Below are 20,136 nucleotides of genomic sequence, written 5' to 3'. Positions count from 1 at the left end.
GCAATAAAGACAAAAGCACGGAAAATAAAGGCAGACCCCGAACAAAAGAACGGGTGCCGTCTATGGGATCCACCGTCCACACCCACTCGCGCCCGGGATCCACGTTGCCGAATTCTTCCCCGATGATGCCGTGGTCCGGAAAGGCTTTTTCAATATTGCGGCGGAGCATTTCCTCGGCGTTTCGGTCGGCAATGGTTACGGGGCTCTGGTCGGATTTCAGGTCCACGGCCACGTCGTTGCGGAACCATTTCATGATTTCCCGGTTTACCGGTTTCAACCAGGTAAGCGCTGTATCCTTGGCGTGAAGCAGGTCTTTTGAGTGAGAGGGCATCCAGTTGTTTTCCTATGGCAGGTGGGATTTTCTTCTCCCGTTTCAATGTCTTGGACGAAATTTGGAGCTGCCGGATGGAGGCAGAAATCGTTTGATTTAATGCAATGATAAACTATAATCACTTTTTCGATTTGAGTTAACGTCCAACTTTTGGGTCTGTATACATTATATGAGTGACAAAAATCTGGTCATTGCCGTCATTGCCTGTTTTGCCGTAGCCATAGCCTTTTTTCTCGTCATCGTGTGGGAAATCAACAAATCCATCAAGTTCGACCGCAAGGTGCGTACAGAACAGGCTCAGCAGAAGCAAATTACAATAGATGACAATCGCGATTTCAGCATTTACGAAACTCTTGTCGGCGACGATGGCCGGGAGATGGTTCTGGTTCCCGAAGGCGTGTTTTCCCGTGGGTCCCTCGAAGGCGATTTCGATGAGAAACCACCCCAGGAAGTTTACCTCGACGCATTTTACGTGGACAAGTACGAGGTTTCCGTCGAAGCTTACAATAAATTCCGCAAGGCGGCCAATTATGTTGAGCCGAGCGTTCCCTTTTTCGAGGGAGAGCACGAGCTTTTAAAACATCCCAACGTCGCCCAGGTGGGTGTCAGCTGGTACGATGCCGTCAACTACTGCACCTGGGCCGGCAAACGTCTTTTGACCGAAGCGGAATGGGAAAAGGCCGCGCGCGGGACTCACGGCCTGGTCTACCCCTGGGGCAATGAAATGCTCCCGCGGCGCGCCAATATTCACGGCACGGCGGATGACTACCAGTACCTCGCACCCATCGGCAGTTTTCCCATGGGACGAAGCGTTTATGGCGTTTACGACATGGCAGGCAATGTGTCGGAATGGGTGGAAGACTGGTACGATCAGTTTTATTATCAGGAAGCGCCGATGATGAACCCCACCGGCGCCGAAAATAAAAAGAACCGGGTGTTCCGCGGCGGTTCGTGGGATTCCACCAAGGTGGATGTGCGCGCGTCAAAACGTTACGCCGCCACGCCGGGCCGAAAGGACAGCGTGGTAGGATTCCGCTGTGGCAAGTCGGTGGAAAAGTAGCCCCGGTCCACAAACCCAACCTTACCTCCCATTAGAGGGGCAGGCGCACCTTTGAAACCGTCCCGTTTCAGAATCTGGATTTTCGTATTCTTCTTCGTCTCCGGATTCACGGGCCTCATCTATGAAGTCGTCTGGACCCGCCTCCTGACCCAGGTTCTGGGCAACACGCATTATTCCATCGCCACAGTGCTCACCACGTTCATGGCGGGGCTCGCTCTGGGAAGTTACCTTGGCGGCCGCTGGGTGGACCGGCACGGCGAGCCGCTGGTCCTCTATGCGGTGCTCGAAGGGATCATCGGCGTCTTCTGTTTTCTGATCCCGTATCTCATCGACCTCGGCCTGCCGCTGTTCCAATGGATCTACAGCCATTTCCGCGACGACTACATGCTTGCCAGCCTCCTGCGGTTTGGGGTGTGCGCGATGATTCTCATCATCCCGGCCTCGTTCATGGGGGCGACCCTTCCGGTACTGGGCAAATTTGTCTCCGACGACGAACAGGGCATCGGCCGCGACGTCGGCACCCTCTATGCGATGAACACCTTCGGCGCGGTGGTGGGAGCGTTCGCCAGCGCATTTGTGTTCATGCGCGCGTTCGGCATCAGTGCCACCATCTGGATCGCCGCCGCGCTCAACCTCACCATCGCCGCCATCATCCTGTTCTCGGTTCGCGGGGAAGGGGGCTTGGCCTCCCTGCTGACCAAAGAGCCGCAAGCGGCATCACATTCCCGGGCCGAATCCCCTTCTCCGTTCACACCGGAACTGTGGGCGGTGCTCATCTGTTTTGGGCTTTCGGGTGTGGCGGCGTTGATCTACCAGGTCGCGTGGAACCGCATCTTTTCCCTGTTGCTCGGCTCGTCGGTGTATGCGTTCAGCCTCATCCTCACCACATTCATCCTGGGGCTGGCGCTGGGAACGGTTGTTTTCGCCCGGCTGGTGAACCGTTTCAAGGATTTGAAAGTGACGTTCGGCGCGTTGCAGGTGGCGATTGGTTTTTCGGCGCTCGTGGCACTTCCGTTTTTCGGCGATGTGCCGTTGTTCAACCGGTGGGTGTATCTGAACTGGGACCTGAATTTCGCAACGGTGCAGTGGGCAAACTTTCTAATCATATTCGCCATCATTTTCATTCCCACGTTCTGTATGGGAGCGCAGTTCCCTGTGGTGGTGCGCATGGTGGCCCAACGGCTGGAGACGTTGGGACGGAACGTGGGGTCCGCCTATGCGTCGAATACGGTGGGTACCATCTTCGGCTCGTTCGTCGGTGGTTTCCTGCTGATTCCCTGGCTCGGTATCCAGAACACCATCCTGATTGCGGTCATCCTGAACATGCTGTTGGGCGGGTACCTGCTGGCCACGTCTCCCGGCCTGTCGCTCAATTTCAAGACATACATCCTGCCGGGGGTGCTGGTGCTGTTCGTGCTGGGGGCGCAGGACATTCGCGCGTGGGACCGTGCGGTGATCTCCAGCGGATCGTATATCCCGTACCGTCTGGATGACCTGGACACCGCTCTCGGGGACCGAAACAAAATTTTATTTTATGAAGAAGGCATCCACACCACGGTGACGACCGAGCTTGGCCGCACGGGTAACATTTTCCTTCGCGTCAACGGCAAGACCGACGCCTCTCTGGCGATGGACATGCGCACGCAATTGCTCTCCGGCTACCTGCCGATGCTGTTCAACAAACAACGTGAGCAGGTGCTGGTTATCGGGCAGGGGAGCGGCGTGACGCTGGGAGCAGTGGAACAGTTTCCGGCGAAGGAGATCGACCTCGTGGAAATCTCGCCTGCGGTTATCGAGGGAAGCCGGTTCTTCGAGCCGTTCAATCATCACGCTCTGGAAGATGAGCGTGTGAACCTCATCCTGCAGGACGGGCGCAACCACATCACCCTCACCGACAAGAAATACGACGTCATCATCTCGGAGCCGTCGAACCCGTGGATTTCAGGGATTGGTGCGTTGTTTACGGTTGATTTTTTCCGATTGGTGGAACAGCGGCTCAATCCGGGGGGCATCGTATGTATCTGGACGCATACCAACATGTCGCCGGAAAACTTCAAATCCATCGCCCGTTCCTTTCACACCGTGTTTCCGTTTGTGACCGTGTGGGAATCCATCGTCGGCGACGATTACCTGATGATCGGGTCAAAGGAAAACTACACGCTTCCTTATGAAGAAGCGCGGCGGATTCTCGAAGATTCTGTCACCGGCAAGGATTTAAAACGTCTGGGAATCGAAGATGTGCGCGATTTGATGGGGCTGCTCATCATGCGCCAGGATACGTTGAATGAATTCATTGGCGACGCCCCTCTGCACACGGATGACAATTCGCTCCTCGAATTCGGCGCACCCGAGTACATTTACAAAGACGAGAGGCACCTCATCGTGCGCCAGTTGACGCCGCATTTCCGGGTGTATCCCGATTTTGTAAGTTTCCACCGTCTGACACCCGCCGAACAGGAAACCGTACGGAGAGGGTTGGCCGGACTGGACCGGAGCGAGGTCCAGGTGAAAGGCATCAAGCGCAAGGCGCAGATCGACCAGTACCTCGACCAGGCGGTGGCGGCGGTCGAACACGGTGCATTTGAGCAGGCCGCGGGTTTCTATTTTAAAATTCTGGAGATTGACCCGGAACACATCCTGACCCTTCTCAACCTGGGAAACATTTACCGCGAAATCCGTGAGTATTCCAAGGCGGAAGAGGCTTACCGCAAGACCATTCAGATAAACCCTTACTATGTGTACGGGTTTCTGGAGCTGGGACGCCTGGCCCTCCTTCGTGGAGACACCCACACCGCGCTTTCGGCGCTGAAAGAGGCGCAAAAGCTGGTACCGGACGATCCCGAAACGGCGCGCCTGATCGACCTGGCGGAAACGCAGTTGAAACCGGCATCCTGAACAGGGTGATCCATTTTCTGCAATTAGCGTTTTGGGTTGATGTCCACTCAAGGTACAATGTCATCCTTCAATTGTTATTCGTATTTGTCACCGGAAAATTAAATGCCAAAAAAAGTCAAAGTCGTTTACGTTCTCTGCTGCATTTTTATTTTCATCGGATTTGTATATGTGAGTATCAAAACTCAAATCCGCGAGAACCAGGCCCGTCAGCAGGTACAGGCCCAGCAGATCCAGAAACGTCAGGAAGAGAAAAAAGTGGAGCAGGCCAAGCGGTTTGAGGTGATGAAGCGTCTCGACCTGTTGAAGCAGCACGTCACCAATGGCAAGCTGAAACAAGCGGAGGAACTGGCTAAGGAGCTGAATCAGGAAGATCCGACGAACTCCGAAGTGTTCACGTGGTGGGGTATCACGCTGGTGAAGGGCGACCGTCTGGATGAGGCGGTGGACAAGTTCATTCAATCGGCGCAGATCAATCCGAACTCTGCCCGCACGTATATTTACTGGGGTCTCACGCTGGAGATGAAAGGCAAGCATCAGGACGCCATAGACAAATACGAAAACGCCCTCCTTCTGGAACCGGAGAACAGCAGTGCCTACGCGTACTGGGGCGCATCCCTGGCGAAGATGGGTAAACACGATCTGGCCATTGCCAAACTTTTGGAAGCCATCCAGTTTAACAAATACAACGAAACGGCATACGGTGTACTGGTCGATTCCTTGTTTCATCAGGGACAGTACGCGAAAGCCTGGGAGATTGTGAAACGCGCCCGCGACGCGAAGGTGAAAATCCAGCAGGATTCCATCGACCGCCTCGCCGCCGCCCTGCCCGAACCCGCATGATTTCATTTCATGGGAGTGGAACTTGCGCCTGGTCGCTCTGATTTTCTTTTTACCCCAATCCCTCGCAGTAATCCGGAAACGAGGTTTCAATCCAAACCTGGTTTTGAGCGCCCTCGTTGTGTTTCTTCTGGGACCGGCCCCTCTGCACGCCTCCTTCAATAAAGTTGAGGCATTGCCCGTTGCTCCCGACTTGGGCACCCTTGAGCAAAAGGAGGCCTTGAGCGAAAAGCGCACGCCTCTTGCCCAAAAATTACTTCCGGATGGCGAGGCCATTCCTCCGGCAAAGAAAACAAGGAAACCCAAAGGTGGGGAACCACTCGATCCCCGGCTTCTCGATGACGACGTTCCCGCTGGCGACCCGTTTTCCGATCCGTTCGGCGACGAGGTGTACGAGGAAGATCCGTTTGAAAAGAAACAGCCCGATATCCCTCCGCTCAGCGATCCGTTCGAAGGATTCAACAGGTCGATGTACACGTTCAATGATACGGTTTACGAATACGCCCTGCGTCCCGTGGCCGAGGTGTACCGCGATTACTTAAACGAAGAATTCCGCATCGCCCTGCGCAACCTGTATAACGTGTTTCTCGCTCCGGCGAAGTTCGTCAGTTGTGTCGTGCAGTTGAAATTCAAAAAGGCGGGAATCGTACTGGTGCGGACCGTCATGAATGTTCCCCTCGGCTGGGGCGGCATGCTGGACGTGGCCGGACAGGAATACGGCATTGTGGATGTCGACGAAGACTTCGGGCAGGCGCTGGGATACTGGTACGTTCCGCCCGGACCCTACATCATGTTGCCGTTTCTCGGACCCTCCACCGCCAGGGACACCGTCGGTACCGTCGTGGACACATTGTTGAACCCTCTGTTCTGGATTATTCCCGATGCGGTGACTGGCGCGGGTGTGACTTCCGGAAAAGTGGTCAATGAAACGTCCTTCTTCATCGACGACAAAAAAGCGCTCGATGAGAGTGCCATCGATCCTTACGAGAGCGTGCGTGATTTCTACCACCAGATCCGCGAAAAGAAAATCCGCGAATAGGGTGGCCCAGCCCACTCCCGGTGCATGCCACCCATCCCGTGCTCAGCTTACCCCGTCCCAAATTCCATCTTTCACCCCTTTCTCCTTTCCGGTATGCTTGGCGCATCAAGTTGTGAAACCCTGACTCCCGGCACATTTGTTATGACCGCACCCGCACACACCAACCGGTTGAAGGACGAAACCAGTCCATACCTCCTGCAACACGCGCACAACCCCGTGGACTGGTATCCCTGGGGACCGGAAGCTCTGGACAAGGCAAAGCGTGAGGACAAACCGATATTCTTGAGCATCGGTTATTCTTCCTGCCACTGGTGCCACGTGATGGCCCATGAATCGTTCGAAAGCGAAGAGACGGCGAAGCTCATGAACGAGCTGTTCGTCAACATCAAGGTGGACCGCGAAGAGCGGCCGGACATCGACGCCATCTACATGAAATCGGTGATCGCCCTCAACGGCCACGGCGGCTGGCCGATGAGCGTGTTCCTCACCCCGGAACAAGAGCCGTATCTCGGCGGCACGTACTATCCGCCGGAGCCGAAGTTCAACCGCCCCGGCTTCCCACAGGTGCTCCAGCAGGCGGCGGACATCTATCGTAACCAAAAGGACCGCATGAAGTCGGTGAGCGCGCGGCTGATGGAAAAACTCACCACCCCGCCACCGATCCCGCAAGGGCAGGGGGCTGGAACCGACGCACTGATCCCGCAGGCGGTGGAATTGATGAAGGAAAAGTTCGATGAGACCTATGGCGGATTCGGTTCCGGCATGAAGTTTCCCGAACCCATGCTGTACACGCTCCTGCTCCGCCACTGGCAGAAGCGCGAGGACAACGACGCCATCCTGATGGCTGACAAAAGCCTCACCAAAATGGCGGAAGGCGGCATGTACGATCAGGTGGGGGGCGGTTTCCACCGCTATTCCACCGACCGCAAATGGCTGGTACCGCATTTCGAAAAAATGCTTTACGACAACGCGCTTCTGGCACGCCTGTTCGTCGAGATGTTTCAGGCCACCAAGCAGGAAATCTACGAACGCATCGCCCGCGAAGTGTTCCATTACATCGGGCGGGAGATGACCTCGCCGGAATGGGCGTTCTATTCCAGCCAGGACGCCGACACCGACGCCGGGGAAGGTCACTTCTTCACCTGGACGATGAAAGAGGTGCTCGACATCCTGGGGCCGCGCCATTCGAAGGTGTTCGCGCGCGTGTACGGTATGACCGCCACGGGCAATTTCGAAAAACGCAACGTCCTGCACATCGCCGAAACGATGGAGAAGGTATCGGAATCCGAAGGCGTGCCGATCTTTGAGGTCGATCACATCATACGAAACGGCAGGCAGACCCTGCTCGAATCACGGGGCAAGCGGCAGAACCCGGGTCGTGACGACAAGATCCTCACTGGCTGGAACGGCATGATGATCGCTGCTTTTGCTGCGGGCGCGGTGGTGTTCCGCGACCGGGTGTACCGCGACCACGCCGTCCAGGCCGCCCGTTTTTTATGGGATACGATGTGGAAGGACGGCAAATTGTTCCGTGTTTACAAGGACGGGAAGGTGAGGGTCGATGGCTGTCTGGAGGATTACGCGTGGTTTATCGAAGGCCTGCTTGGCGTGTTTGAAGCCACGGGCGAGGGGGAATGGATCGATAAGGCGCAGGCGGTGGCCGATGCGTTGATCGACCGGTTCTGGGACGATAAGGACAACGGGTTCTTCATGACCGCGGCGGATCAGGAGAAACTCATCACGCGTCTCAAGAATCCGGAGGACGAGGCGATCCCTTCCGCGAATGGAGTCGCGGCGCTGGCGTTGGCGAAACTGGGCCGCCTGACGGGCAAGGACGCGTATTTCGAAAAAGGACGCGACACCGTGCGCGCGTTCGCCGACCGCATCGAGCACCGTCCCACGGCGTACACGAGTCTTCTCGCGGCGATGGATTTCATCGAGTCCCTGCCCATGGAGGTGACGATTTCCGGACCGGAGGGCGATCCGCAGTACGGCAAACTCCTTGAAGCGGTGTACGCTGATTACCGTCCCGACAAACTGGTGGTGCGCTATTCAGGCGACGCGACGGTCCAGCGCGTGCCCTGGGCGGAAGGGCGCGGCCCCGTATCGGGCCAACCGACAGTGTATGTGTGCCGGCAGGGCACGTGTTACCCGCCGGTGCATGACGCCGAAGCATTGATGAACCAGATGGGCCGTCCGCCGCACATCAAGCTCAACATCTTCGACGAGGAAAAGAAAGTGAAAGATCTGGAGTCAAAGGAGCAGGCGAATTTCCTGAACGCCATGAACCACATTTTCAAGCATTCCGGCCTGGGTAAAAAGTAAGCCTTCCTTTTTTAGTCGTTTTTAAGTTTAAATGCCCCGGTGGCCATAGACCGCCGGGGCTTTTTGTTTGTAAACAACACACGGGAGGTGCGGTATTCATTACTTTTTATGTTCGTGGTGTCCCTTGTGCTTCCCGTGATCGTGTTTCAGAAACGGAAACACATGATGACACCCGGAAAAAAGCATCCCCGCCATCAACCACATTGCAAGGCCCATTCCCAGCTTTTTCTGTAACGTCCTTTTTCTTTTTTCCTGCATCAACTTATCCTTACTTTACTTACGAAGATTCATGAAACAGTTTATTGCCTGAATAAAAAAGGTAAGGCAAGTTCGTACCAATTTCAAAATAGAATTTCATTGTCGTTGGAATCGGCCGGGTTAAGTTCAGGTGAGTGTTGCAGGCAGGCGGAATTTTATTCAAACTCCCGTTCGTACACGTGGTACCCGGCGGGGAGAAGGCCGAGTTTGGCATAGACGCTCTGGCTGCTGCGGTTTTTTTCTTCGACATACAAACGGATGCCGCGTACATCGGAGGCAGTGCGGGCGAGGCTTTCGATGTGCCGGTAGAGCTTGCGAAAGACGCCCTGTCTGCGGTGGTCGGGGTGCACGTACACGCTCTGCAACCACCACAATTGACCGTTTCGCCAGTCGCTCCACTCGTAGGTGATCATGGCCTGGCCGATGACATGTCCCGCGACCTCGGCGACAAAGTAACGGCAGAGCTCCGGCCGGGCCAGTCCTGCTTGCACACCCTTTAAGACGGTTTGCGTGTGCAAACATTTGGATTCCGTCTCGTTTGCCATGGCGCGGTTGTATTTGGTGATGATCAACGCGTCTTCGGGGCGGCCTTCGCGAACGGCGACGGTCTCAGGCATTTTCTTCTTTCGCGGCGTGCAGGCAGGCGACCAGTTTGTCGAGCATTTCCTGGATTTTGGCCCGGGCTTTTTCGCTGGTCAACTCATCCCCGTCGTAGTCGGCATATGTCGTGTACACGTGCGGTTGCACGGTGGTGACGTGCGACTCGAATGCGAGGATTTGTGCCAGATCGCCCAGCGACATGTACGATGATTTGCCCCCGGCCTGAGCCACGATTCCCGCCCATTTCTTTTCCATGGCCGAGGAATGGATGTCGATGAAGTTTTTGAGTGGACCTGAAACCGAATAGCAGTACACGGGCATGCCGAAGACGAATCCCTGCGCGTCGGCCAGTTTCTTGTGCACCGTTTGCGTGCTTTCGTTGTATTCGCGAAGCGGACGCGAGTCGCAGAACTGCATCTCCAGGTCGCGCAGGTCGATGGTCTCGTTTCCCACCCCGCGTTTGTCCAGCTCACGGGCTGTGGCGGCAAGCAGCTTTGCCGTGTGGGAATCGGGATTGAGGCTTCCCTGAATCAGAATGATTTTAACCATGAGGGGGTCCTTTGTTGAAGGGGGATCACAATCCGGTCAATACCTGTTGGATGCGTTCGATGGCCCAGTCGATTTCCTCTTTTTTGATGGTCAGGGGCGGAGCGATGCGCAGGACGTTCTCGTGCGTTTCCTTGCAGAGCACGCCGCGTTGCGCCAGCGCCTCGCAGAAACGGCGCGCGCCGCCGGCCTCCGGTTTCAGTTCGATGCCGATCATCAGGCCGCGACCGCGCACCTCCCGGATGTGAGGCGAGTCGATGGCGCGCAGTTTCTTCATTGCGTAATCGCCCACGTGCGCGGCGTTTTCGATCAGGTTTTCCTCGACCAGCACCTTGAGCGCGGCGCGGGCCACGGCGCAGGCCAGCGGGTTGCCGCCGAACGTGCTTCCGTGGTCACCGGGCCTGAATACGCCCAGCACCTCGCGGTTGCTCAAGACTGCGGAGATGGGATAGAAGCCGCCGGAGAGAGCCTTGCCGACCAGGGTCAGGTCGGCTTCGATGCCTTCGTGCTCCTCGGCGAACAGTTTGCCGGTCCGTCCCAGTCCTGTCTGAATCTCATCGAGAATCAACATGACGTTATTCCGGTCGCATAAGTCGCGTGCGGCTTTCAGGTAACCGTCCGGAGGGATGATCACGCCGCCTTCACCCTGGATGGGTTCAACCAGGAAGCCGACTGTGTTGGGTGTGATCGCTTTCCCAAGCGCGTCCGCGTCGCCGAACGGGATCAGTTTGAATCCCGGCGTGAACGGCGCGTAGCCGGCGCGGTACTGCTCCTCGGAGCTGAAACCGACGATGGTCAGCGTGCGGCCATGGAAATTGTTGGTGCAGGCGATGATTTCCGCCTGGCCGTCCGGCACGCCTTTCACCTCGTAACCCCACTTGCGGACGGCCTTGATGGCCGATTCCACCGCTTCGGCGCCGCTGTTCATGGGCAGGACGGAGTGCGAGTGGGTCAATTGACAGATTTCGTCGTAAAACGGCCCCAGTTGATCGTTGCGGAAGGCGCGCGAGACGAGCGTCAGCTTGCGGGCCTGGTCGACCATTGCATTCAGGATTTTGGGGTGGCAATGTCCCTGGTTGACGGCAGAGTAGGCGGCCAGGCAGTCCATGTAGCGATTTCCATCGACATCCCACACCCAGATTCCCTCCCCACGGTTCAGCACCACATCCAGAGGGTTATAATTTCTGGCCCCGTATCGGTTTTCGAGTTGGATAAAATCTTGAGTTTTCATAGGTTTAGGCGCATTTCGTGTTGAAATTCGATAATACCCAGTTTATCATGGGACCCGATCAAACCAAGAACAGACATGCCTAGCAGGGATTATCCGGATTCAGTCGGCTCCGGGCCTTGATCCCTGTTTTGATTATTGTATAATTTGGCAAACTTTAACAACCGAGGATAGAGGTTGAGCTATGGCAATCGATGACAAAGAGCTGGAACAATTAATGCCGGAAACGAGCCTGAACTGGACCGAAGATGCCAAAGCCCGGATGCTGAATGTGCCCTTTTTCGTGCGGAAAAGCGTGGTCCGTGGGATCGAACAATATGCCCGGGATAAATCCATTGAATTGATTGACGACGAAGTGGTCTCCCGGGCCCGGCAGGAGCGTGAAGGCGAAGCGATTGCCAAAATGCAGGCCGAGCGGAAAGCGCGGGAAGCACAACCCGGCAGCCGCCGCCAGTACGTCAACTTCGCATTTTACAAGCTTGATTCGGCGTTCCGGCGCCTGCCGCAGGCCGAGATCGACGCGGCGAAGGAAGAATTCATCAATGTGCTGGAAGATTACGACGCACAGGACGGGACGATCGTCCTCGCTTATTCCACGGTGGGTGTCCGTTGTGATTCGGAAATCATGCTGTGGCGGATTTCCTACGAGATGGAAAACTTCCAGAAAATGACCACCGCTATGCTGCGCACCAAACTGGGCAAGTACCTCGACACCACGTATTCGTATTTTTCGCAGACAAAGCGGTCGATGTACATGGACCTGTTCAACCCTGAGCACGAGGAAGACCGGACGCACATCATCCCGGGAAAGGCCAAGTACCTGTTCATCTATCCGTTCACCAAGAAACGCGAATGGTACCTGCTTTCCAAGTACGCTCGGCAGGGCATCATGGACGAGCACATTTATGTAGGCAACCAGTACCCGTCGGTGAAACTGAACACCACGTACTGCTTCGGCCTGGACGACTACGATTTCGTCGTGGCGTTCGAAACGGATTACCCGGACGATTTCCTCGATCTGGTCATGGACCTGCGCGAGACGGAAGGCAGCCGCTACACGGAAAAAGACACGCCTATTTTCTCCTGCACGGCAATGTCCATTCGCGATGCGGTGGAAACGCTGGGCGTCTGATCGCCGCGCTCCAAAAACAGATTCACCTGGAAAAATAAAAGCCGCTCCGAAATGGAGCGGCTTTTTTATATTGTGCCAAAAATGAGGCAGGTGGTGTTTACATCGAGCCCTCTGCCCGCAGTTGCCCGAATTCCCATTGCCCTCCGTACGCCTTTCCATCAGAGATGAGAACACCCTCCCCGTGGGGCATGTCAGCCTGGAAACGGCCCACGTAGCGGTCGCCGTTGGCATAAATGTAAGTACCGCGACCACACATGGCATCTTCCACAAATTCACCCGTATAGGTGTCGCCGTTGGCGAAGGTCATCTTGCCGTTGCCGTGTGCTTTGTTGAACCGGAACTGACCTGTGTACACGTCGCCGTTGGCGCGCACGTAGTGGCCCATGCCGTGCATCATGTCGTTGTGGAACTGACCCTCGTAGCGGTCGCCGTTGTTGAAAGTCTGGATGAAGTACCCCGGTATGTCGGTTTCCGCGCGGACACCGGGTGGTGGGGGCTGGGTGGTCCGGCCGAAATCGGGGTTGAAAGGCCGTTGGAATCCGCTGAACCGGTCCTCCTCGTAAAATCCCTGCTGGCGGTTGGTGTGCAGGTCCACCAGCTTCTGGTACGCTTCGGTTATGGAGGAAAACAGGTCGTGGGCCTTTTTCTGCGCGGATTCGTCGGCATGGGGAAAGCGGTCGGGGTGCCATTTCTTGACCTGTTCCTTGTATGCTTTTTTGATTTCCGTCAGGCTGGCCCTGGAAGAAACGCCGAGTATTTTGTAGTACTGGATCATAAGCCGATCTCACATCCATCCGGGTCGAGGTGGAATCGACTTTCTATTATAATTCAATTCGGTTGGGCGACGATAGGGGTGTTTTTGAACAGGGAAAGCAGATTGGCGATACGCCGTTTCATGTCCTTGCGGTGCACGACTTGATCAATGAGGCCGTGATCCAACAGGAATTCAGCACGCTGAAACCCCTCCGGCAGTTTCTGTTTGATCGTCTGTTCGATGACACGGGGCCCCGCAAAGCCGACCAGCGCGCCTGGCTCGGCCAGGATGGCGTCCCCAAGCATGGCGAAACTGGCAGAAACGCCGCCCATGGTGGGGTCGGTCAACACCGAGATGTAGGGTACGCCCTCCTCAGCGAGCGTATTCAGGGCTGACGATGTTTTGGCCATTTGCATTAGTGAAAAGATGCCTTCCTGCATGCGTGCCCCGCCGGAGCAGCTGACGATGACCAGCGCCGACTTGTCTGCCCGTGCGCGTTCGATGGCACGGGTGATTTTCTCGCCGACCACCGATCCCATGCTTCCCCCGAGAAATTCGAAATCAAAAACGCACAACTCCACCTGGTGGTCTTCCAACTTTCCGGTTCCGCAGACCACGGAGTCGGTGCTGTTTCGAACCTTGAGCAGACTTTTGACGCGGTCCTTGTAACGTTTTTTATCCTTGAAGCGGATGGGGTCCCCGGATATCAGGTTGGCGTCTTTTTCTTCAAATGTACCGGGATTGACAAGCAGCTGAACCCGGTCCGAATACGTCATGCGAAAATGAAAATCGCACTTCGGGCACACATGCAGATTGTCTATCAGGTCAATCTGGTAAATCTGTTCTTTGCAGGATTTGCATTCCACCCACGCTTCTTTGGTTTTGGGTAATTTGCGACCCACACCGGGAAATTTATCGAACCAGGCCATAATGATTGTCAACTCGTCTCAATGAGTGTTGGTTGAAGTTAAGGACAATTGTTCATTCTTTGCGGTGAGGAATTTCCCTCGATCCCTGAGACCCGACTTTGCGCAAGAGTCCCGTGAGCCAGAGCGTCGGACCCGACATCACGTAAAGCAGGCTCAGCCCGAAAAATGCGATCTTGGGAATCGTTGCCACCGCGTACACGAACAGCACGACAAACACGAACCGCGTGAACGTCACGCGTTTTTTGAACGCCAGCTTTTTGAAAGCCGGGTACCGGATGTTGCTCACCATCAAAAACGCCAGGAGGTACACCACACCAACCATGATCATGGGATTGAGCCGCGTCGCGAACAAATCCTCGAAGGCAATGATGATGGAGGCGATCATGGCGGCCGCCGCCGGAATGGCAAGCCCGATGAAATTATCGCTGGACGGGTCCGGTTGGGTGACGTTGAACCGCGCCAGGCGCAACGCACCGCAAAGCAGGAACAGGAACGCCGCCATCCATCCCAACCGTCCAAAGGGTTGCAGGACCCAGCTGTAGGCAAGCAGGGCGGGGGCCATGCCGAACGAGATCACGTCCGCCAGGGAATCGTACTCGAAGCCGAAGGCGCTGGTGGTTTTGGTGAGGCGCGCCACACGGCCATCGAGGATGTCGAAAACGATAGCCAGGCCGATCGCCACGGCGCCCTGGAAGTACTGCTCGCTCAAGGCAGCAATCAAGGCATAAAACCCGCAAAAGACATTTCCCGTGGTGAACAGACTGGGAAGGATGTAAATGCCTTTTTTCAGTTTTTCCGGCGGTTTGATCATGACGAGTTTCCGGGATCCAGAAATCCGATGATGGAACTGCCTCCGCTCACCTTGTCTCCGACCTGAACCTCGATCTTGCTCGATTTGGGCAGAAACAAATCGGTTCGCGAGCCGAACCGGATCAACCCCATGCGCTGACCCAGTTCGTAGCGATCGCCTTCTTTCGCCCAGCAGACGATGCGACGGGCGATCAATCCGGCAATCTGCTTCATCAGTACCTGTTCGCGGCCGGTGTCGATGAGCAATGCGTTTTGCTCATTTTCGGCCGAGGCCTTGTGACTGGCCGCGTTGAGGAAACTTCCCTTGTTGTAGCGGACCGCCTCAATGCGGCCGGCAACCGGAACGCGGTTGACGTGAACGTTGAACACGTTCAAAAAAATGCTGACCCGCATCATCGGTTCTTTCAACAGTGGGTCGGTATCTTCCGCTATCTCGACGACCTTGCCGTCCGCAGGCGAAACCACCACGTTGTCTTTCTGCGGAATGGCCCGCTCCGGGTCGCGGAAAAAGTTGAGACAGAACAAAAGGGCCAGCCCGAAAAGCAGGGTGCCCCAGTGCATGGACAACGCCGCGAACACGGCGGTGACCACGGCCAACGGGATGATGAAGCGGAAACCGTCCGCAACGATTGGAATGCGCATGGTGTCTCCGCCCGGTCAGTCGAGCTTTTTGCCGACGAACGGCATCATGCCCCGCAGGCGTTCGCCCACTTCCTCAATCATATGGTCCGCATCTTTTTTCAGCAAGGCGTTGTACACCGGACGGTTGGCCTGGTTCTCCACGATAAACTCCTTTGCAAACTGGCCACTCTGGATTTCGCCCAGGATCTTTTTCATTTCCTTGCGGGTTTCATCGGTGATGACGCGCGGACCGCGTGTCACATCGCCGTAAGCCGCCGTGGTGCTGATAGAGTACCGCATGTTGCCGATGCCGCCTTCGTAAATCAGATCGACAATGAGTTTTAGCTCGTGCAGGCATTCGAAGTAGGCGAGGTCCGGGTTGTAACCCGCCTCGACCAGCGTGTCGAACCCGGCACGGATGAGCTCCGTCACGCCGCCGCACAACACCACCTGTTCGCCGAACAGGTCGGTTTCCGTTTCTTCGCGGAAGCTGGTTTCCAGAACACCGGCACGGGTGCCGCCGATAGCCTTGGCGTAGGCGAGAGCCACCTTCTTGGCGTTCTTGGTGACGTCCTGCTGAATGGCCATGAGGCAGGGAACACCTGCTCCCTGCTCAAACGTGCGGCGAACCAGGTGACCCGGTCCCTTCGGCGCGATCATGAAGACGTCGACGAAGTCCGGTGGCACCACCTGGCCGAAGTGGATGTTGAATCCGTGACCGAAGGCGATGGCGTTGCCTTTTTTCAGGTGCGGCAGGATTTCGTTATCGTACAGGGCGCGCTGTTTGTCGTCCGGCACGAGGATCATGATGATGTCTGCGGCCTTGGACGCTTCCGGCACGGTCATCACCTTCAACCCGTCTTTTTTGGCGCGGTCCCAGAAGCGGCTTTCCTTGCGCAGACCGACCACGACTTTGATTCCGCTGTCATGCAGGTTGCGGGCGTGAGCATGCCCCTGGCTGCCGTAACCGATGATGGCAACGGTCTTGCTTTTTATATTCTTGATATCAGCATCTTTGTTGTAATAAATCTTCGACAAGATTCTCTCCTATTCGCTCTGAATTTATTTTCAGTTGATCGACCGCATTCCGCGGCCCAGGGCGATGCGTCCGGACCGCACCATTTCCTTGATACCCAAAGGACGCAACAATTCCAGAAAGCCGCGCAGTTTGCCCTCGTCACCGGTGATCTCTATGGTGTACGTGGCCGGGCTCACGTCCACCACTTTGGCGCGGAAGATTTCCACAATCCGCAGAATCTCTTCCCGGTTTTTCGGTTCGGCGTTCATTTTGATCAGCAACATTTCCCGGTCGATGAAACTTTCTTCCGTCAGGTCCACAACCTTGATGATGTCGACCAGCTTGTTGAGCTGTTTGGTGATCTGCTCGATTTTTTTATCGTCGCCGCGGGTCACGATGGTCATGCGGGAGATGTTGGGCTCGCTGGTTTCGGCCACGTTGAGGCTTTCGATATTGAAGCCGCGGCCGCTGAACAAACCGGAAATGCGCGAAAGCACGCCGAATTTGTTATTCACGAGGACTGAAATAGTATGTTGCATGGGATTCCCGGTTTCGGAATTAATCGGTTTGGGTATGGTGTTCAGGGTAATCGGGAGCATATGTTAACAAAATCGGTAGGTTATTTCTATATAATTGTAAACTTTGGCCTTGTGAATCTTTTCCGAAGCATGGGCTTCGGGGAAGTTGAGGGTTCCGGCCCAAGCCGGTTCCCTTTCAGTCCAGCTTGCCGATCGCTTTCTCCTGGAGGTCGATCAGGTCCTTGATGCCCTTGCCGGCCAGCCCAAGCATTTCCTGCATGTCCTTGTCGGAAAACGGTTCGCGCTCGGCGGTTCCCTGGACCTCGATGAAGTGCCCCTGGCCCGTTTTGACGACGTTGAAGTCCACGCCTGCCGTGGAGTCTTCACTGTAATCCAGGTCCAGCAGTTTGTGTCCGTCCAGCATGCCCACGCTGGTGGCGGCGACGAAATCCTTGACGGGGATGAAGTCGATCATTTTGTTTTTATGGAGGTGCTTGAGCGCCAGGCAGACCGCCACGAAGGCCCCGGTGATGGAGGCGGTGCGGGTGCCCCCGTCCGCCTGGATCACGTCGCAATCCACCCAGATGGTTCGCTCCCCCAGGTTTTCCAGATCCACCACGGTCCGCAGGGACCGGCCGATCAGCCGTTGGATTTCCATGGTACGGCCACTGACTTTCCCGCGGGAGGATTCACGCTGTGACCGTGTGTGGGTGGAGCGGGGAAGCATGGAATATTCTGCCGTCACCCAACCCTGTCCCTGGTCTCGCAGAAACGGAGGCACTTTTTCTTCGACGCTTGCGGTGCAAATCACTTTGGTTTCGCCCACGGTGATGAGGACGGAGCCTTCGGCGTGTTTGATAAAATTCTTTTTGATGCTCACCGGTCTCATCTGAGTGGGAGTGCGTCCGTCGTTTCGCTTCATGTGATTCTCCGTTGGGCTGGTGAGCGGGATGGGCCGAAAAAATAAAAGGGGTAAAATATCAGGAATTTCGCATTTTAGCAACGTTGAGGCGGTGTGTGGCTCCCCCTTCCGAAAAAAATCATTAACCTTTTAATTTTGAACCAGTTATACTGACCTCCGTCAGTCAGGAATTCATTGAAAGGAAGCATGGATGGATTCATTCATACAAAAAGGAGTCACCTTAAAAGGCGTTTTACGCGTCAAGGGTGTGGTGCTGGTGGAAGGCCGTGTGGAGGGCGAGGTGTTTGCCGCCGACCACCTGATCGTCGGTGAAGCGGGCAATGTCCTGGGCAATATTCAGGCCGGTCACCTGACCAACCGGGGCACCATCCAGGGCGATGTTTCCGCAGGCAACAAAGTGGTGCTGGTGGAAAAAAGCCATCTGACCGGAGATATTTCGGCCTTTCAACTTGTGGTTGAAGAGGGGTCGGTTTTTGACGGACGCTGCAAAATGCTTTCAAAACCCACCTATCAGCCAAAACCGGAAACTCCGGAACCCCCATTGCCTGAAACGAACGGGGGTCCCAAAAACGGTGCCCAGCCCAAAACGGCTTCGACCGAAAAACCTGCGGCAAAGATTGCTTCCGACAAAAAAGAGGCATCCAGGGACAAAGGCAATAAACCGTCCGGTTCGGGCGTGGGTAACTTCTTCCGCCAGTTGTTTTCCGGATAAGGCCTGGTCACGGCCCGTCGGTTCAAAACAGCCCCAAACCTTTGGCGCCGACATAAAACGCGTAGCCGGAAAGCAACACCACCCCCCCTCCTTTTTCCAGACGGTGCTTCAGGTTGATCATTATGAGAAGCATGCAGGTGAGGGCCGTCGTGAAAATGAGGTCGGCCCGGATCGGCTCCTGAATCATTAACGGATCTATGGACGCGGTGGCGCCCAGTACCATGAAGATATTGAAAATATTGCTGCCGAACACGTTGCCCAGTGCCATCTCCCCATGACCTCGCATGGCGGACATGGTGGAAGAAACGATTTCCGGCAGGCTGGTGCCGAGGGCGATGATGGTGATGCCGATGAACCATTCGCTGATGCCGAAATTACGTGCCAGGCTGACACCTCCAACCACCATTCCCCGCGCCCCTGCAACCAGCAGGGCGAGACCCAGCACAATCAGGATAAACTGAAAGCCGATCGGTTTTCCCCGAAACCATTTCAGTTCGTCCTCAAAATGAAGCAGCGACTCTTCTTCGTCTTTCAACGCCCGGGCGATGTACCACCCAATACCGGCAAGAAACAGCAATCCCTCCCATCGAACCAGTCCCTGGTCCCAGGCTAGTAAAATCAGCAGGAAGGATGCGATAAGAAGGGGAGGGGTTTCCAGCCGGAACCGGGCCTTGTCGATGGTGACCGGAACCAGCAGGGCGGTGAGGCCGAGCACAAGGCCGACGTTGGCGATGTTGCTTCCAACCACGTTACCCATGGCCACTTCCGGTGAGCCCTCAAGCGCCGCCAGCAGGCTGACCGCCAGTTCCGGCGCGGAGGTGCCGAAGCCCATCACCGTGGCGCCAATGACGAAGGGACTGACCCGGTAGTGCTGGGCAATACGCAGACATCCCCCGATAAGCAGTTCCCCTCCGTAGTACAGGAGGGCGAGACCTCCCAGTATGAAAATGATGTCGAGAAGCATGAATGGGTTCTAGGGGGTTGGAAATAAATTGCGCGTGGAGGCAAACCGATATTTGAAGATATCAGGTTCAATAAGCAAAGAAAATAGAAATTAGAAAAGAGATGAAAAGCCGGGGCCAAGAGGAGGAAAGCCCCGGCTTTTCCGGGTCACAGGGGGAGGGACCCAGGGGATCAGTGTGCGTGTGGGATGGCTTTTGAGGGTGTCTGGTGCTCCATGGACTTCATGCCTGACCCTTCCTCGTGACCGGTGCGATGCGGTGTCGGCTTATGGTCTTTCATGCCGCCACTGCCTTCGTCTATCTGACCGGATTTCATGGTGGCATTGGGAGAGCCTTCTTTGTATTCGTGACCGTACCCATGACCAGGTTGTGACAGCACGGAGGAACCACTGCCTTCTTCAAACAGGTTGTGTTTGGATTCCATTATGTGGTCATCGTTGCTTTCGTGTTCGCCCTCGTGGGAAATGGCAAAAAAAGGAATGGCCCAGATTAGGAGTGCCGTTGTCAGAACGGGTATGATATTTTTCATGGGTGTCTCCGTATGTAAAGGCCTTCAGGTTGGGTAACGGAACCCGGTTTCTGGATGGGTTCCCTGCTGGCAGTAGATTAGGCCGTTTGCCTTCCTGAAAAGAAGCCTTA

20 protein-coding genes are annotated in these 20,136 nt (G+C 55.7%); 7 read left to right on the top strand and 13 right to left on the bottom strand.

The window, feature by feature from the left end; all coding sequences use genetic code 11:
* Positions 1–331: inositol monophosphatase family protein (locus tag TX82_RS11890; RefSeq protein WP_042251176.1), on the bottom strand; the 331-nt coding region annotated here is incomplete at its 3' end.
* Between the two features lie 169 nt (positions 332–500).
* Between TX82_RS11890 and TX82_RS11885 the strand changes: the two genes are divergently transcribed.
* From TX82_RS11885 to TX82_RS11865, 5 genes are all read left to right on the top strand, one after another.
* Positions 501–1,391 carry a formylglycine-generating enzyme family protein gene (locus tag TX82_RS11885; protein WP_005010897.1) on the top strand — a complete coding sequence of 297 codons (891 nt, stop codon included), beginning with the start codon at positions 501–503 and terminating at the stop codon, positions 1,389–1,391.
* 51 nt (positions 1,392–1,442) lie between these two features.
* Positions 1,443–4,286 carry a fused MFS/spermidine synthase gene (locus TX82_RS11880; RefSeq protein WP_005010895.1) on the top strand — a complete coding sequence of 948 codons (2,844 nt, stop codon included), beginning with the start codon at positions 1,443–1,445 and terminating at the stop codon, positions 4,284–4,286.
* A gap of 168 nt (positions 4,287–4,454) precedes the next feature.
* Positions 4,455–5,126, top strand: a complete 672-nt coding sequence (locus TX82_RS11875) for a tetratricopeptide repeat protein (protein ID WP_187291966.1) — start codon at positions 4,455–4,457, stop codon at positions 5,124–5,126.
* Between the two features lie 217 nt (positions 5,127–5,343).
* Positions 5,344–6,162, top strand: coding sequence for an MlaA family lipoprotein (locus TX82_RS15370; RefSeq protein ID WP_144079165.1), 819 nt, complete (start codon positions 5,344–5,346; stop codon positions 6,160–6,162).
* Positions 6,163–6,303: 141 nt separating this feature from the next.
* Entirely contained in the window at positions 6,304–8,487 is a 2,184-nt protein-coding gene (locus TX82_RS11865; RefSeq protein WP_005010884.1) for a thioredoxin domain-containing protein, read from the top strand.
* Between the two features lie 413 nt (positions 8,488–8,900).
* Here the strand turns inward: TX82_RS11865 and TX82_RS11860 are convergent, their stop codons facing one another.
* From TX82_RS11860 to rocD, 3 genes are read right to left on the bottom strand one after another with little or no spacing between them, the layout of a single operon-like run.
* Positions 8,901–9,362, bottom strand: a complete 462-nt coding sequence (locus TX82_RS11860; RefSeq protein WP_005010877.1) for a GNAT family N-acetyltransferase — start codon at positions 9,360–9,362, stop codon at positions 8,901–8,903.
* Positions 9,355–9,894, bottom strand: coding sequence for an NADPH-dependent FMN reductase (locus tag TX82_RS11855; protein ID WP_005010872.1), 540 nt, complete (start codon positions 9,892–9,894; stop codon positions 9,355–9,357). Before TX82_RS11855 ends, TX82_RS11860 begins: the two co-directional genes overlap by 8 nt.
* 25 nt (positions 9,895–9,919) lie before the next feature.
* Positions 9,920–11,122, bottom strand: a complete 1,203-nt coding sequence (rocD, locus tag TX82_RS11850; protein ID WP_005010870.1) for an ornithine--oxo-acid transaminase — start codon at positions 11,120–11,122, stop codon at positions 9,920–9,922.
* A gap of 181 nt (positions 11,123–11,303) precedes the next feature.
* Between rocD and TX82_RS11845 the strand changes: the two genes are divergently transcribed.
* Positions 11,304–12,251: a chlorite dismutase family protein gene (locus tag TX82_RS11845; RefSeq protein ID WP_005010869.1), complete on the top strand. Its 948-nt coding sequence runs from the start codon at positions 11,304–11,306 to the stop codon at positions 12,249–12,251.
* Positions 12,252–12,348: 97 nt separating this feature from the next.
* On the opposite strand, the gene TX82_RS15365 is transcribed toward TX82_RS11845, so the two are convergent.
* The 7 genes from TX82_RS15365 to rph form a co-directional block, all read right to left on the bottom strand.
* Positions 12,349–13,026 carry a J domain-containing protein gene (locus tag TX82_RS15365; protein ID WP_005010868.1) on the bottom strand — a complete coding sequence of 226 codons (678 nt, stop codon included), beginning with the start codon at positions 13,024–13,026 and terminating at the stop codon, positions 12,349–12,351.
* A gap of 53 nt (positions 13,027–13,079) precedes the next feature.
* A complete protein-coding gene (accD, locus tag TX82_RS11835) occupies positions 13,080–13,934 on the bottom strand; it encodes an acetyl-CoA carboxylase, carboxyltransferase subunit beta (protein WP_005010867.1) in 855 nt (284 codons plus the stop codon).
* A gap of 52 nt (positions 13,935–13,986) precedes the next feature.
* Entirely contained in the window at positions 13,987–14,745 is a 759-nt protein-coding gene (gene pssA / locus TX82_RS11830; protein WP_005010861.1) for a CDP-diacylglycerol--serine O-phosphatidyltransferase, read from the bottom strand.
* Positions 14,742–15,386: a phosphatidylserine decarboxylase family protein gene (locus TX82_RS11825; protein ID WP_005010859.1), complete on the bottom strand. Its 645-nt coding sequence runs from the start codon at positions 15,384–15,386 to the stop codon at positions 14,742–14,744. The genes pssA and TX82_RS11825 overlap by 4 nt, the downstream gene beginning before the upstream one ends.
* A gap of 15 nt (positions 15,387–15,401) precedes the next feature.
* On the bottom strand, positions 15,402–16,403 hold the full coding sequence (ilvC, locus tag TX82_RS11820; RefSeq protein ID WP_005010853.1) for a ketol-acid reductoisomerase: 1,002 nt from the start codon (positions 16,401–16,403) through the stop codon (positions 15,402–15,404).
* A 30-nt stretch (positions 16,404–16,433) separates the two neighbouring features.
* Positions 16,434–16,922, bottom strand: a complete 489-nt coding sequence (gene ilvN, locus TX82_RS11815; RefSeq protein ID WP_042252553.1) for an acetolactate synthase small subunit — start codon at positions 16,920–16,922, stop codon at positions 16,434–16,436.
* Positions 16,923–17,097: 175 nt separating this feature from the next.
* Positions 17,098–17,823: a ribonuclease PH gene (gene rph, locus TX82_RS11810; protein WP_005010849.1), complete on the bottom strand. Its 726-nt coding sequence runs from the start codon at positions 17,821–17,823 to the stop codon at positions 17,098–17,100.
* A 190-nt stretch (positions 17,824–18,013) separates the two neighbouring features.
* Between rph and TX82_RS11805 the strand changes: the two genes are divergently transcribed.
* Complete coding sequence (locus tag TX82_RS11805) at positions 18,014–18,535, top strand: bactofilin family protein (protein WP_005010847.1); 522 nt, start codon at positions 18,014–18,016, stop codon at positions 18,533–18,535.
* Positions 18,536–18,557: 22 nt separating this feature from the next.
* On the opposite strand, the gene TX82_RS11800 is transcribed toward TX82_RS11805, so the two are convergent.
* Together TX82_RS11800 and TX82_RS11795 are read right to left on the bottom strand one after the other, a co-directional pair.
* Positions 18,558–19,499 (bottom strand): calcium/sodium antiporter, encoded by a 942-nt coding sequence (locus tag TX82_RS11800; protein WP_005010845.1) that lies wholly within the window; start codon positions 19,497–19,499, stop codon positions 18,558–18,560.
* Positions 19,500–19,669: 170 nt separating this feature from the next.
* The gene (locus tag TX82_RS11795) at positions 19,670–20,026 is read right to left on the bottom strand and encodes a hypothetical protein (protein ID WP_005010843.1); all 357 of its coding nucleotides are present in this window, start codon (positions 20,024–20,026) and stop codon (positions 19,670–19,672) included.
* Positions 20,027–20,136: the final 110 nt, after the last annotated feature.

Source organism: Nitrospina gracilis 3/211 (genome assembly GCF_000341545.2).
Taxonomy (GTDB): Bacteria; Nitrospinota; Nitrospinia; order Nitrospinales; family Nitrospinaceae; genus Nitrospina; species Nitrospina gracilis.
This window is presented reverse-complemented; position numbering and strand designations above follow the sequence as displayed.

Bases quoted from the DNA above. Each gene is read 5' to 3' on its own strand.
- TX82_RS11885 (WP_005010897.1), top strand. From the start codon at position 501: ATGAGTGACAAAAATCTGGTCATTGCCGTCATTGCCTGTTTTGCCGTA.
- TX82_RS11865 (WP_005010884.1), top strand. From the start codon at position 6,304: ATGACCGCACCCGCACACACCAACCGGTTGAAGGACGAAACCAGTCCA.
- TX82_RS11860 (WP_005010877.1), bottom strand. From the start codon at position 9,362: ATGCCTGAGACCGTCGCCGTTCGCGAAGGCCGCCCCGAAGACGCGTTG.
- TX82_RS11855 (WP_005010872.1), bottom strand. From the start codon at position 9,894: ATGGTTAAAATCATTCTGATTCAGGGAAGCCTCAATCCCGATTCCCAC.
- rocD (WP_005010870.1), bottom strand. From the start codon at position 11,122: ATGAAAACTCAAGATTTTATCCAACTCGAAAACCGATACGGGGCCAGA.
- TX82_RS11845 (WP_005010869.1), top strand. From the start codon at position 11,304: ATGGCAATCGATGACAAAGAGCTGGAACAATTAATGCCGGAAACGAGC.
- TX82_RS15365 (WP_005010868.1), bottom strand. From the start codon at position 13,026: ATGATCCAGTACTACAAAATACTCGGCGTTTCTTCCAGGGCCAGCCTG.
- accD (WP_005010867.1), bottom strand. From the start codon at position 13,934: ATGGCCTGGTTCGATAAATTTCCCGGTGTGGGTCGCAAATTACCCAAA.
- pssA (WP_005010861.1), bottom strand. From the start codon at position 14,745: ATGATCAAACCGCCGGAAAAACTGAAAAAAGGCATTTACATCCTTCCC.
- TX82_RS11825 (WP_005010859.1), bottom strand. From the start codon at position 15,386: ATGCGCATTCCAATCGTTGCGGACGGTTTCCGCTTCATCATCCCGTTG.
- ilvN (WP_042252553.1), bottom strand. From the start codon at position 16,922: ATGCAACATACTATTTCAGTCCTCGTGAATAACAAATTCGGCGTGCTT.
- rph (WP_005010849.1), bottom strand. From the start codon at position 17,823: ATGAAGCGAAACGACGGACGCACTCCCACTCAGATGAGACCGGTGAGC.
- TX82_RS11805 (WP_005010847.1), top strand. From the start codon at position 18,014: ATGGATTCATTCATACAAAAAGGAGTCACCTTAAAAGGCGTTTTACGC.
- TX82_RS11800 (WP_005010845.1), bottom strand. From the start codon at position 19,499: ATGCTTCTCGACATCATTTTCATACTGGGAGGTCTCGCCCTCCTGTAC.
- TX82_RS11795 (WP_005010843.1), bottom strand. From the start codon at position 20,026: ATGAAAAATATCATACCCGTTCTGACAACGGCACTCCTAATCTGGGCC.